Origin of the sequence: Achromobacter sp. JUb104 (genome assembly GCF_024806975.1) — a bacterium.
GTDB lineage: Bacteria > Pseudomonadota > Gammaproteobacteria > Burkholderiales > Burkholderiaceae_B > Achromobacter > Achromobacter spanius.
This window is the reverse complement of the sequence record NZ_JANUEY010000001.1, coordinates 1,826,080-1,837,599: the sequence shown is the minus strand read 5'-3', so window position 1 is coordinate 1,837,599 and position 11,520 is coordinate 1,826,080. Positions and strand designations below refer to the sequence as shown.

Here is an 11,520-nt window from a genome sequence, read left to right as displayed (position 1 = left end):
TGTCCGCCAGGCATCACGCCTGGCGGGCAGGGCGCCGGGTTCCGGCGCCGCCGTCGCGGGCGCGTTCCGCTTTTCCCCTGTCATTCGGGTACGTTGAAAAATGAATGTAGAAGCTCTCGATCTGCTTGCCACGTCCGTTTTCCTGGTCAACGAGCGCGGCCACATTGAATACGCCAACGCCGCCGCCGAAGATCTGTTCGGCCGCTCACGCAAGCAACTGGCCGGGCACTCCGCCGCCACGTTGTTCGACACCCCAGAAAACATCCAGTCCTCCATTGACCGCGCCGCCGCAGGCAGGTACGCCGACGTCAGGCAATTGGCCTCGTTGCGCCGCGCCGCCGAATCCGTCGAAGTCGCGGTCACCACGGTGGGGCTGACGGGCCAACGCTGGCCGGTATTGATCGAAACGCGCGAGATCGAACAGCGCGTGCTGGCCGACCGCAACCATCGGCTGGTGGACGAAATAGAAGCGCACCGCGAGCTGTTGCGCAATCTGGCCCATGAAGTGAAGAATCCCCTGGGCGGTTTGCGCGGCGCCGCGCAATTGCTCGAAGCCGAGCTGCCCAGTGCGGCGCTGGCTGAATACACCCAAGTCATTATTTCTGAAGCCGACCGCCTGCAGGCGCTGGTGGACCGCCTGAGCGGCCCGCAACGTGTGCCGCTGAACGCGCGGCCGGTGAACATCCATGAAATCTGCGAGCGCGTGTGCGCGCTGATCCAGGCCGAGTTCCGCAACGATGTCACCATCCTGCGCGACTACGACGCCTCGGTGCCAGATTTGAAGGGCGATGCCGCCCGCCTGATGCAGGCGGTGCTGAACGTGGCGCGCAACGCCGCGCAGGAGCTGGTTGCGCGGCCGCAAGGCCCGCAGACGGAACCCGGCGTGGTGACGCTGCGCACCCGCGTGGCCCGGCAGGTCATGTTGGCGCACCGGCAACACCGGCTGGCGCTGGTGCTGTCGATCATCGACAACGGTCCCGGCGTGCCGGACCACATCCGCGACCGCATTTTCCACCCGCTGGTCACGGCAAGGGCCGGCGGTACCGGGCTGGGCTTGAGCCTGGCCCAGGACTTCGTGCAACAGCACGGCGGCATCATCGAATTTGAATCCCGACCCGGGCGTACCGAGTTTCGCCTGGTCCTACCGATGGAGCCCGCACACTGATGAAACCCGTATGGATCGTCGACGACGACCAGGCCATCCGCTGGGTCCTCGAAAAGGCCCTGGCCCGCGCTGGTGTCCCCACCCGTAGTTTTTCCCAATCGGCTGACGTGCTGGAAGCGCTGTCGCGCGAAACGCCCGTCGCCTTGGTGTCCGATATCCGCATGCCTGGCGGCAATGGTTTGGAGCTGTTGCGCCAGTTGAAAGAACGGCATCCCGGCCTGCCGGTCATTGTGATGACCGCGTTCGCCGACCTGGACAGCACCGTGTCCGCCTTCCAGGGCGGCGCGTTTGATTACCTGGCCAAGCCGTTCGACGTGAACGAAGCGGTGGCGCTGATCCAGCGCGCCATGCAGGAATCCGCGCAGCCCGAAAGCCCGGAAGGCCAAGGCGAGGGCGCGCAGAACAACGAGCGCTGGATGATGACGCAGTCGTCTTCCACCGCCATGCAAGAAGTGTTCCGCGCCATTGGCCGGCTGGCTCAGTCCAAGGTCACGGTGTTGATCACGGGCGAATCGGGCACGGGCAAGGAATTGGTGGCCCGTGCGCTGCACGGCCACGGCGTGCGCGCCAGCGGGCCCTTTGTGGCTCTGAACGCGGCGGCCATACCGCGCGACCTGCTTGAAGCCGAATTGTTCGGCCATGAACGCGGCGCGTTCACCGGCGCCAACAATTTGCGTCGGGGCCGCTTCGAGGAAGCGCACGGCGGCACGCTGTTCCTGGACGAAATCGGCGACATGCCGATTGAACTTCAGACCCGCTTGCTGCGCGTGCTGGCTGAAGGCAGCTTCTATCGCGTGGGCGGCGCGCAGCCGGTGCGCGTGGACGTGCGCATCGTGGCAGCCACCCACCAGCCGCTGGAACAGCGAGTTGAGCAGGGCTTGTTCCGCGAAGACTTGTTCCATCGTCTGAACGTGATCCGGCTGCGTCTGCCGCCGCTACGCGAGCGCGTGGAAGATATCCCCGCGTTGGCCCAGCATTTTCTGACTGCCAGCGCCCGCACGCTGGGGGTGCCGGTCAAGCGCCTGACGCCGGATGCGCTGGCCGTGCTGACCAAGTTCGACTTTCCGGGCAACGTCCGGCAGTTGGAAAACTTCTGCCACTGGCTGACGGTCATGGCCCCCGGCCAGACCGTGGACCGGGCCGACCTGCCGCCGGAAATCCGCGCGTTGGAACACCAGCAGCAACAGCCGGCATCGGCGCCCTTGCGTCCGGCCGCGCCGATTTCAGGCATCGGCACGGTGGTGCAGGCGGGGCAAGGGCAGGGTATTGATGAGGGCGCACCGCGCAATTGGCAAGATTCCCTGCTGCGCGACGCGCAGTACCGGCTGGAACGCGGCGAACCCGCGGTCATGGCCACGCTGACCCGTCAGTTTGAAAAGATCCTGCTGCAAAGCGCCCTGGACGCCAGCCGTGGCCGCCGCGTGGAAGCGGCGTCGCGATTGGGGATAGGGCGAAACACCATCACGCGGAAGCTGCGTGAATTGGGGATTGAGGACGAGTGATGGTGTGATCGTGTGATGGGTTGCGCGCGATGGGCGTCCAGATTTTTCTGAACGGCATGGCGCGCTCCACCCATCCTACGAAGGGCACCTTGTGGCACCCCGTAGGATGGGTGTAGCGCGTCCATATCACCGCAAGAACCCCGCCATAATTCGCGCGAAACCCATCATCCCATCCCCAACAAACTCTCACATAACCTCGGCGACTTCAGCTTCTGCAGCCACCATTTCAGCGCTTCCCCCGGCGCTTCCGCACGCCAGGCGTAAGCCACATGTTCCGTCAGAGACATCCCTTCATCCGTCTCACACACCACCAACAACCCCTGCGCCAAATACGGCGCCGCCATCGTCAGCGGCAAATAACCGCATCCCAATCCCCGCACCTGCGCGTCAATCTTCGCCTGCATTGAAGGCATGACCAGCGTGGCTTGATCCGCCAGGATGCCGCGTGATTGCGGTGGCAGGTTGCGTGACGTATCCGCCACCACCACCGCGCAGTACTTCGTGATGTCCGCGCGGCTAAGGGGCTGCGGCAAGGACGCCAAAGGGTGGTGCGCCGCCACGCAGAAACCGAACTGGGTCGTGCCGATGGCTTGCGATCGATACGGCCCGGTGGGCTCTGCATTGGCCCCCGCGCCAATGACCAGATCCGCGCGGTTGGACGTCAACGCATCCCAGTTGCCGCTTAGCACCTCGCTGGAAAACCGCAGCGTCGTTGCGCTTTCCAGCGTCTGGAATTCAGCGATCAGGTCATACAGCGGCCGCCATGGCAGCACCGCGCTGACGGCAATGCGCAGTTCCACCTCCCACCCCGTGGCAATTCGCTTGACGCGGCAAGCCAAGTCATCCAACGATTGCAGCACATGCCGCCCGTCCTTCAGCAGCGCCTCGCCCGCCGGCGTAAGCAGCGCGCGATGGCCGGAGCGGTCGAACAGCAACACGTCCAACCCATCTTCCAGCTTGCGTATCGAATAAGTCACCGCCGAGGGCACCTTGCCCAATTCGCGGGCCGCTTTGGCAAAGCTGCCGTGGCGGGCGATGGCGTCTACCAGGATGAGTAATTCAGGCGTAATGGGCTGCATGTCAGGTCGAAAAGTGGGCATTCAAAATATTTGAACGAACTCGTCAAAATATAGCGCCAAAACGCCTATCTGGCGCGCGCAGAATATCACTCATGCCAAGGGTGCAGCGAAACGGCAACGAAACAACGCTGGCGCAGCACCCCGACAATCATTCATATTATTGAAACAGGAGTCCACAATGCTTACGATTCGCCGCGCTAACGAACGGGGTCACGCCAACCACGGATGGCTGGATTCGTTTCACACCTTCTCCTTCGCCAACTACTACGACCCGGCTCACATGGGCTTTGGCTCGCTGCGTGTCATCAACGACGACCGCATCGCCGCCGGACGCGGTTTTGGCACCCACGGCCATCGCGACATGGAAATCATTACCTATGTGCTGGACGGCGCCATCGCCCACAAGGACAGCATGGGCAGCGGCTCGACCATCAAGCCGGGCAATGTGCAACGGATGAGCGCGGGACGCGGCGTGATGCACTCCGAGTTCAACCCGCTGCCCGACACCGAAACGCACATGCTGCAAATCTGGATCGAGCCCGACGTGACCGGTATTGCGCCGGAATACGAAGAGCGCGAATTCAGCGATGCGCAAAAGCGCGGCCGCCTGCAAGCCCTGGTGTCGCCTGATGGCGAAGACGGTTCGATGAAGATCCATCAAGACGCGCGGCTTTATGGCGGCCTGTTCGATGGCGACGAATCCGCCACGCTGAAGTTGGCGGCGGGGCGCCGGGCCTGGGTCCATGTGGCGCGCGGTAGCTTGACGGTCAACGGCGTTGAACTGTCGGGCGGGGATGCTGCGGCGATCACGGATGAAACCCGTGTCGAACTGTCTGCCGGCAAGAAGGCCGAAGTGCTGGTGTTTGACCTGGCGTAAGCCACGGGCGCCGGGCGGGAAGGGTTTCCGCCCGGCTTGTTATTGACAAGGCCAATGGGCCTTAAGATGGCCGCTGGCCTTCCTTCTACGACAGCCACTGGCCTCTTTCACGATGGCCCTTGGCCAATTCATGCGGAGCTCTACACCATGTCCACCTTGTCCGAAGCAGGCGAAAGCCAGATCGAAACCATCGTTGTGCCGCGCACCAGCGACCTGGGCGGGTTTTCTGTCCGGCGCGCCATTCCGTCGGCGCAGCGCCGCACCGTCGGGCCGTTCGTGTTCCTGGACCACATGGGGCCCGCCGATTTTGACGTGGGCGCCGGCATCGACGTGCGGCCGCACCCGCATATCGGCCTGTCCACGGTGACCTATCTGTATGAAGGGTCGATGGTACATCGCGATGGTGCTGGCCATACCCAGACCATTCTTCCCGGCGAAGTGAACTGGATGACGGCAGGGCGCGGCATTGTGCACTCCGAGCGTTCGTCGCCCGAAGCCCGTCTGTCGCCGCAACGCCTCTGTGGCCTGCAAATCTGGGTGGGCCTGCCCACCAAGTACGAAGAAACGGACCCCGGTTTCACGCACTACGGGCTGGACGCGCAGCCGGTGATTGAAGGCGAGGGCGTGCGCGCCCAGGTCGTGGCGGGCTCGCTGTTCGGCAAGACGTCGTCCGTCAAGACGCTGTCGCCGCTCTTCTATGGTGACCTCCAATTGCAAGCCGGCGCCACCACGGTGCTGCCGGCGGAATACGAAGAGCGCGCCGCCTACCTGGCTCAAGGCACCGTCGAAGTCGACGGGCAGGTCTTCGAAAGCGGACGCCTGGTCGTCTTTGCACCCGGCCGCCCGGTGCAGATCCGTGCAATAACCGCCGCCCGCTTCGCCGTGATCGGTGGCGAGCCCCTGGATGGCCCGCGCTACGTCTGGTGGAACTTCGTGTCCAGCAACAAGGACCGTATCGAACAAGCCAAGCAGGATTGGCAGCGCACGCGTTTCGATCAGGTTGTGCCGGGCGACGAAACGGAATTCATCCCGCTGCCGGAACCGCGCGCCTGACCTGAAAAAGTCGTTGCGACTCCCTGCCGCGCAAGCCCTGCGCGGCAGTATGATGCGCCTCCAAACCTTGATAACAACAGGATGGAGACACATGCATCGCTATACGTTCAATCTGGTACGCGGCGTGGCCGCGCTGGCGCTTGTACACGGCGCGTCCGTGGCGCAGGCGGCGGGCTACCCGACCAAGCCCATCACCTTCATCGTGCCCTACACGGCCGGCGGCACCACCGACCTGGTCGCGCGCACGGCTGGGCAGAAAGTGGCCGAGAAACTGGGCCAACCCGTCGTGGTTGAAAACCGCCCGGGCGCGGGCGGCAATATCGGCATGGATGCCGTGGCCAAAGCCGCGCCCGACGGTTATACGATCGGGTTCGGCGCCATTTCCACCAATGCGTTGAACCCCTTCGTCTATCCCAAGATGCCGTTTGATCCCACCAAGGATTTCACGGGGGTCAGCATGTTGGGCGCGTCCTCGGTGGTGCTGGAAACCGGCCCCGCCTTGAAGGTAGACAGCGTGAAGGACCTGGTCGCCTACGCCAAGCAGCACCCGGGCACTTCGTTCGGCACACCCGGAACGGGCACGTCCATGCATCTGGCTGGCGTGATGTTCGACCAGTTGACCGGCGCCGGCATGCAGCACGTGCCGTACAAGGGCAGCGCGCAGGCGCTTAACGATCTGCTGGGCGGGCACTTGCCCGTGATGTTCGACAACCTGCCCGCGTCGTTGCCGCACATCAAGTCGGGCAAGATCCACCCGCTGGCGGTGACGGGCAGCAAGAGGGCGCCGGCGCTGCCGAACGTGCCGACCCTGGCCGAACTGGGCTATGCCGGCGCGGTGGTCGACCCGTGGTTCGCGGTGTATGGCCCGGCCAATATGTCGCCCGAGGCCACGCGCGCGTTAAGCGAGGCCTTTCAATGGGCGCTGGCGTTGCCGGAAGTGAAGGACAAGCTTGAACAGGCGGGTTTCATGCCTTACGGGTCCACGCCTGAAGAGGTGCAACGCCTGACGGCCAGCCAGCACGAATCGTTCAAGGCCCTGTCGCAAAAGGTGAAACTGTCGGCGGACTGACCGCCGACGGATGCGGCGCCGATTGGCGCCAGGGTTCAGCGCCCGCGGGCGAAAGCCTGCTCGCGCTGTTCATCCAACGCTTCGCGCCGGATGAAGTCGCGCACAAAGTCGTTGCTGGGGCGATGGTGCAGGTTGTAGGGGGTGTCCCACTGCGCGATGCTGCCCTGGCTCATCACCCCGATGCGGTCCGCGATGGCGAAGGCTTCGGCCTGGTTGTGCGTGACGAGGATGGCGGTGTGGCCGGTCGTCTTCAGGATGTCGCGCACTTCGAACGCCAGGCGTTCGCGCGTGTCCACGTCCAGGTTGGAAAACGGTTCGTCCAGCAACAGCAGGTCGGGCGAGGGCGCCAGTGCGCGAGCCAGCGCCACGCGCTGTTGCTGGCCACCCGAGATCTCGTGCGGATAGCTGTTGGCGGCATGGGCCAGGCCCACCAATGTCAGCATTTCTTCGACACGGCGGGCACGCTCGGCACGCGGCAGCTTGCGCAGGCCGAAGGCGACGTTCAGCGCCACCGTCAGGTGCGGGAACAGCGCGTAATCCTGGAACATCATGCCCACGCGGCGGTGTTCGGGCGCGACCTGCTCGGTCGGCGACGAGATCACCGTACCGTCCAACAGAATGCGGCCGGCGCGCACCGGCTCAAAGCCGGCAATGGCGCGCAGCACCGTTGTCTTGCCGCAGCCGGACTCACCCAGCAAGCAGCCGATATGGCCCACGGGCAAGCCCAGCGACAAGTCCTGCACAACGGGTTTCAAGCCCTTGGGCGTGTCGTAAGCCAGGGAAAGATGTTCGATTTCTAAGAGATCGGGCACGATGATCAATGTCCCATTTTCAGATTGGTGCGCGCCAGCAGGATGACGGGCAGAAGGCCGGCCAGCACGATCGCCAGCGCCGCCACGGCGCCTTCCTCGTACGTGCCGCGGGCGGCTTCGGCGTAGAGCCAGGTTGCTAGCGTGTCGAAATTCATGGGGCGCAGCAGCAGGGTGGCCGGCAGTTCCTTCATGGCGTCAACGAACACCAGCAGGGCACTGGCCGCCAGCGCGGGCCGCAGCAAGGGCAGATGGACGCGGCGCAAGGTGCCGCCGGCACTTTCCCCTAACAGGCGCGAGGCTTGTTCAAGCGAAGGCGGAATGCGTGCAAGCCCGGCTTCCAGCGCGCCGGTGGATATGGCCAGGAAGCGGATCACGTAGGCGCATACCAGCGCGGCCATGGACCCCATCAGGAACAGCCCGGTTCCGCCAAAGACCTTGGCGACCGCGGTGTCGATCCACACGAAAGGTGTCAGCAGCCCGATGGCCAGGACGGTGCCGGGCACCGCATAGCCCAGGCTGGCAATGCGCGCGCACGCACGGCCAGGGTTGAATCCCGCGCTTTCGCGCAAGGTGCGTCCGGCCCACGCCACGATCAAGCCGCAAAGCAGCGTGACGATGGTGGCGCTGAACGCGACGATCAGCGTGTTGCTCAGGCCATTGATCAGTTGCTCGGACACACCGCCCACCAAATGCAGGCGCTTGTAGGTTTCCACGACCAGGTACAGGGCAGGCGCCACAAAGCCCAGCACAACGGGGATCCAGCCCAGCACGGCGGCGATGGCGGCGGCCGGCCCGTGCAGCCGGCGCGCCTGCATCGGCCGCATGCGCTGCGTGTTGGCATAGCGCTGCCGCTTGCGGCCATGGCGCTCCAGCAGGATCAGCCCAATCACGATGGCCAGCATCGTCAGCGCAATCTGCGCCGCGCCCGCCAGGTCGGACCGCGTGACCCAGGTGGTATAGACCGATACCGTCAACGTCTGCACCCCCAGGAATTCAGAGGCGCCAATGTCGTTCAAGGTTTCCAGCAGCGCCAGGCTGACGCCCACCACGATGGCGGGGCGGGCCAAGGGCAAGGCCACGCGGCAGAAGACGGCGATGCGGCCGGCGCCCAAGGTGCGCGCGGCTTCCAGCAAGCTGGCCGCCTGCGTCATGAACATGACGCGCGTGCTCAGGTAGACGTAGGGGTACAGCACGAAACCCAGCACGAAGATGGCGCCGTAGATCGACCGCAGGTCAGGCAGGCGGAACTGGCGCGGGCTGTCGTAGCCCAACAGCGCGCGGATGGCGGTCTGGATGGGGCCGATGGGGTGCAGCAGGTCCAGGTAGGCAAACGCAATGATGTAGGTGGGTACCGCCAGCGGCAGCAATAGCGCCCAGGTCAGGATGCGGCGAGTGGGAAAGTCGTAGGCGGTCACCAGCCAGGCAGCGCCCGTGCCCAGCAGCGTGACGACCACGCCCACGCCCGCAAGCAGCATGGCGGTGTTGGCCAGCGCTTGCGGCAGCACGTAGCTGGCCAAGTGCTGCCAGTGCGCCAATTCACCACCCAACGCCCACCAGCCCAACGTCAGCACGGGGGCCAGCACGGCCAGGGCGATCAGCCCGGCGCCCGCCAGCCAGCCCGCGCCGCGTTCTGTCCAGCGCAGGCGCATGGGCCGGGGCAAAGGCCGGGGCAAAGATTCAGTGTGCATACTTCAAAGTCGATGGCATCAATGGCAAGGCCTGTTCCCTTCAAAAAAGGGAACAGGCCCAATACTGTCAGACGGCCGCATCACGCCATAAGCGTCATGCGGCTATCGAAAGATCAGTTGTCGAAGCCGACCTTGTCGACCAGCTCGCTGGCTTGTTTGCGATGCTTGGCGATTTCAGTCAGGGGCAACGGATCAACCTTCAATTCACCAAAGCTGGCAATAACCGGGTCCAGCTTCACGCCCTTGCGCACGGGGTATTCGTAGTTGGCCTGGGCATACAGCGCCTGGGCGGGTTCCGACACCAGGAAGTCCAGCAGCTTGATGGCGTTGGCCTTGTTGGGCGCGTGCGCGGCCACGGCGGCGCCGCTGACGTTCACGTGCGTGCCGCCGCTTTTCTCGTTGGCGAACGTCGGGCGGATGACCTTGATGGCATCGCCCCACTTGCGCGCGTCGGTGCCGGGTTGGGCGTTCTTCATGTGGCCCACGTAGTAGGCGTTGGCCAGGCCGATGTCGCAAATGCCGCCGAGGATGTCGCGAGCCACGTCGCGGTCGCCGCCCGCGGCCTTGCGAGCTAGGTTGGCCTTGACGCCGCGCAGCCATTTTTCGGTGGCTTCGGCGCCGTCATGCGCGATCATGGACGCGACCATGGCGGTGTTGTAGGGGTGCTGGCCGGAACGGATGCAGACCTTGCCCTTCCACTTGGGGTCGGCCAGGTCTTCGTAGCGGAAGGACTCCAGCTTCAGATCCTTTTCCACGTACAGCACGCGGTCGCGCAGCGACAGGGCGTACCACTTGCCGTCGGCGCCACGCAAGTTGGCGGGAATCACGGATTCCAGGGTTTGCGACTTGATCGATTGCGTCACGCCGCCGTCAACCAGGTCCAGCAGGTTACCGATGTCCACGGTCATCAGTACGTCGGCGGGCGACTTGGCGCCTTCGGCCTTGACGCGTTCCAGCAGGCCGTCCTTGACGAACACGGTGTTGACCTTGATGCCGCTTTCTTTCGTGAAGGCGTCCAACAGAGGCTGGATCAGCTTCGGTTCCCGGGTGGTGTACAGGCTGACTTCTTCGGCGGCATTGGCCGAAACGGTGAAGGCGGCGGCGCCTGCCAGCGCGAGGGCGCGCAGCAGCGAATTCAATTGGGGACGCTTGGTCATGTCGGGAACTCCGGCTAGGGCTGCTAGTGAAAAGGGCCGGGCGTAAGCCTGACCTTTCCACTGCTTAAAACAGTCTGCTAACGAAAATGATTATCAACTGAGAACGCGACGATAACAGGAAGCAAAGGCGCATTCAACTTTTCGTAAGGGGTGGCTGTTCCCGGCTTGATCCCTATCAATACGGCATAAGCGTATTACGGAATAATGAGACAAGTTCCCAACAAGACCTGTAGAATAGGGTCAACCCTAATACAACGAATCCGACATGGCTGCTTTCAACACTGAGCGCGTACTTAGCGTGCACCACTGGAACGACACCCTGTTTTCCTTCACCACGACTCGTGACGCGGCCTTGCGGTTCCACAACGGCCACTTCGTCATGATCGGCTTGGAAGTTGAAGGCAAACCGCTGCTGCGGGCCTACAGCATCGCCAGCGCCAACTACGAAGAAAACCTCGAATTCCTCAGCATCAAGGTGCAGAACGGCCCGCTCACGTCGCGGCTGCAGCATCTGAAAGAGGGCGACACCATTCTGGTCAGCCGCAAGCCGGTTGGCACCTTGATTGTCGATGACCTGAAGCCCGGCAAGCATCTGTTCCTGTTCGGCACGGGCACCGGCCTGGCGCCTTTCATGAGCATCATCAAAGACCCGGATATCTACGAACGTTTCGACAAGGTCATTCTTGTGCACGGCGTGCGTTGGGTCAGCGAACTGGCCTACGCCGACTTCATCGAGAAAGAACTGCCGAACAATGAGTTCTTCGGCGACGTCGTCCGCGAAAAGCTCGTGTACTACCCCACCGTCACGCGCGAACCGTTCCGCAACCAGGGCCGCATTACGGAACTGATGGAAAACGGCAAGCTGTGCGACGACATCGGCATTCCGCAAATCAACCCGGAAACCGACCGCGCCATGATCTGCGGCAGCCCGCATATGTTGGCCGACATCAGCGCCATGCTCGACAAGCGCGGCTTCATCGTGTCTCCGGGCGTGGGCCAGCCGGGCGACTACGTGGTTGAGCGCGCGTTTGTTGATAAATAATCGATAGACAAGCCGTCCAGGGCTTGAAGCAAAAACCCATCGCGTGCGATGGGTTTTTGCTTTTGGGCCAGCCACG

General features: G+C 63.7%; 10 protein-coding genes. 6 read left to right on the top strand and 4 right to left on the bottom strand.

The window, feature by feature from the left end; genetic code table 11:
* The first annotated feature begins 100 nt into the window (after positions 1-100).
* Both glnL and ntrC read left to right on the top strand, forming a co-directional pair.
* Positions 101-1,165: a nitrogen regulation protein NR(II) gene (gene glnL, locus M2361_RS08245; RefSeq protein WP_100855878.1), complete on the top strand. Its 1,065-nt coding sequence runs from the start codon at positions 101-103 to the stop codon at positions 1,163-1,165.
* Positions 1,165-2,667: a nitrogen regulation protein NR(I) gene (ntrC, locus tag M2361_RS08240; protein ID WP_259247747.1), complete on the top strand. Its 1,503-nt coding sequence runs from the start codon at positions 1,165-1,167 to the stop codon at positions 2,665-2,667. The genes glnL and ntrC overlap by 1 nt, the downstream gene beginning before the upstream one ends.
* A 164-nt stretch (positions 2,668-2,831) precedes the next feature.
* Here the strand turns inward: ntrC and M2361_RS08235 are convergent, their stop codons facing one another.
* Positions 2,832-3,746: a LysR family transcriptional regulator gene (locus M2361_RS08235; protein WP_050446875.1), complete on the bottom strand. Its 915-nt coding sequence runs from the start codon at positions 3,744-3,746 to the stop codon at positions 2,832-2,834.
* Positions 3,747-3,924: 178 nt separating this feature from the next.
* On the opposite strand from M2361_RS08235, the gene M2361_RS08230 reads away from it, so the two are divergent.
* The 3 genes from M2361_RS08230 to M2361_RS08220 all read left to right on the top strand — a co-directional run bounded on the left by M2361_RS08230 (position 3,925) and on the right by M2361_RS08220 (position 6,745).
* The gene (locus M2361_RS08230) at positions 3,925-4,623 is read left to right on the top strand and encodes a pirin family protein (protein ID WP_100855875.1); all 699 of its coding nucleotides are present in this window, start codon (positions 3,925-3,927) and stop codon (positions 4,621-4,623) included.
* Between the two features lie 147 nt (positions 4,624-4,770).
* Positions 4,771-5,676, top strand: a complete 906-nt coding sequence (locus tag M2361_RS08225) for a pirin family protein (protein ID WP_259247743.1) — start codon at positions 4,771-4,773, stop codon at positions 5,674-5,676.
* Between the two features lie 91 nt (positions 5,677-5,767).
* Entirely contained in the window at positions 5,768-6,745 is a 978-nt protein-coding gene (locus M2361_RS08220) for a tripartite tricarboxylate transporter substrate binding protein (RefSeq protein ID WP_259247741.1), read from the top strand.
* A gap of 35 nt (positions 6,746-6,780) precedes the next feature.
* Here the strand turns inward: M2361_RS08220 and M2361_RS08215 are convergent, their stop codons facing one another.
* The 3 genes from M2361_RS08215 to M2361_RS08205 form a co-directional block, all read right to left on the bottom strand.
* Entirely contained in the window at positions 6,781-7,557 is a 777-nt protein-coding gene (locus M2361_RS08215) for an ABC transporter ATP-binding protein (protein WP_259247739.1), read from the bottom strand.
* Positions 7,558-7,562: 5 nt separating this feature from the next.
* Positions 7,563-9,245 (bottom strand): iron ABC transporter permease, encoded by a 1,683-nt coding sequence (locus M2361_RS08210; protein ID WP_259247737.1) that lies wholly within the window; start codon positions 9,243-9,245, stop codon positions 7,563-7,565.
* Between the two features lie 113 nt (positions 9,246-9,358).
* On the bottom strand, positions 9,359-10,402 hold the full coding sequence (locus M2361_RS08205) for a Fe(3+) ABC transporter substrate-binding protein (RefSeq protein WP_100855872.1): 1,044 nt from the start codon (positions 10,400-10,402) through the stop codon (positions 9,359-9,361).
* A 265-nt stretch (positions 10,403-10,667) separates the two neighbouring features.
* Between M2361_RS08205 and M2361_RS08200 the strand changes: the two genes are divergently transcribed.
* Positions 10,668-11,444, top strand: coding sequence for a ferredoxin--NADP reductase (locus tag M2361_RS08200; RefSeq protein ID WP_259247734.1), 777 nt, complete (start codon positions 10,668-10,670; stop codon positions 11,442-11,444).
* Positions 11,445-11,520 lie beyond the last annotated feature (76 nt).

What these genes read in the sequence shown, in the direction of transcription:
- glnL (WP_100855878.1), top strand. Translation starts at nt 101, where the DNA reads ATGAATGTAGAAGCTCTCGATCTGCTTGCCACGTCCGTTTTCCTGGTC.
- ntrC (WP_259247747.1), top strand. Translation starts at nt 1,165, where the DNA reads ATGAAACCCGTATGGATCGTCGACGACGACCAGGCCATCCGCTGGGTC.
- M2361_RS08235 (WP_050446875.1), bottom strand. Translation starts at nt 3,746, where the DNA reads ATGCAGCCCATTACGCCTGAATTACTCATCCTGGTAGACGCCATCGCC.
- M2361_RS08230 (WP_100855875.1), top strand. Translation starts at nt 3,925, where the DNA reads ATGCTTACGATTCGCCGCGCTAACGAACGGGGTCACGCCAACCACGGA.
- M2361_RS08225 (WP_259247743.1), top strand. Translation starts at nt 4,771, where the DNA reads ATGTCCACCTTGTCCGAAGCAGGCGAAAGCCAGATCGAAACCATCGTT.
- M2361_RS08220 (WP_259247741.1), top strand. Translation starts at nt 5,768, where the DNA reads ATGCATCGCTATACGTTCAATCTGGTACGCGGCGTGGCCGCGCTGGCG.
- M2361_RS08210 (WP_259247737.1), bottom strand. Translation starts at nt 9,245, where the DNA reads ATGCACACTGAATCTTTGCCCCGGCCTTTGCCCCGGCCCATGCGCCTG.
- M2361_RS08205 (WP_100855872.1), bottom strand. Translation starts at nt 10,402, where the DNA reads ATGACCAAGCGTCCCCAATTGAATTCGCTGCTGCGCGCCCTCGCGCTG.
- M2361_RS08200 (WP_259247734.1), top strand. Translation starts at nt 10,668, where the DNA reads ATGGCTGCTTTCAACACTGAGCGCGTACTTAGCGTGCACCACTGGAAC.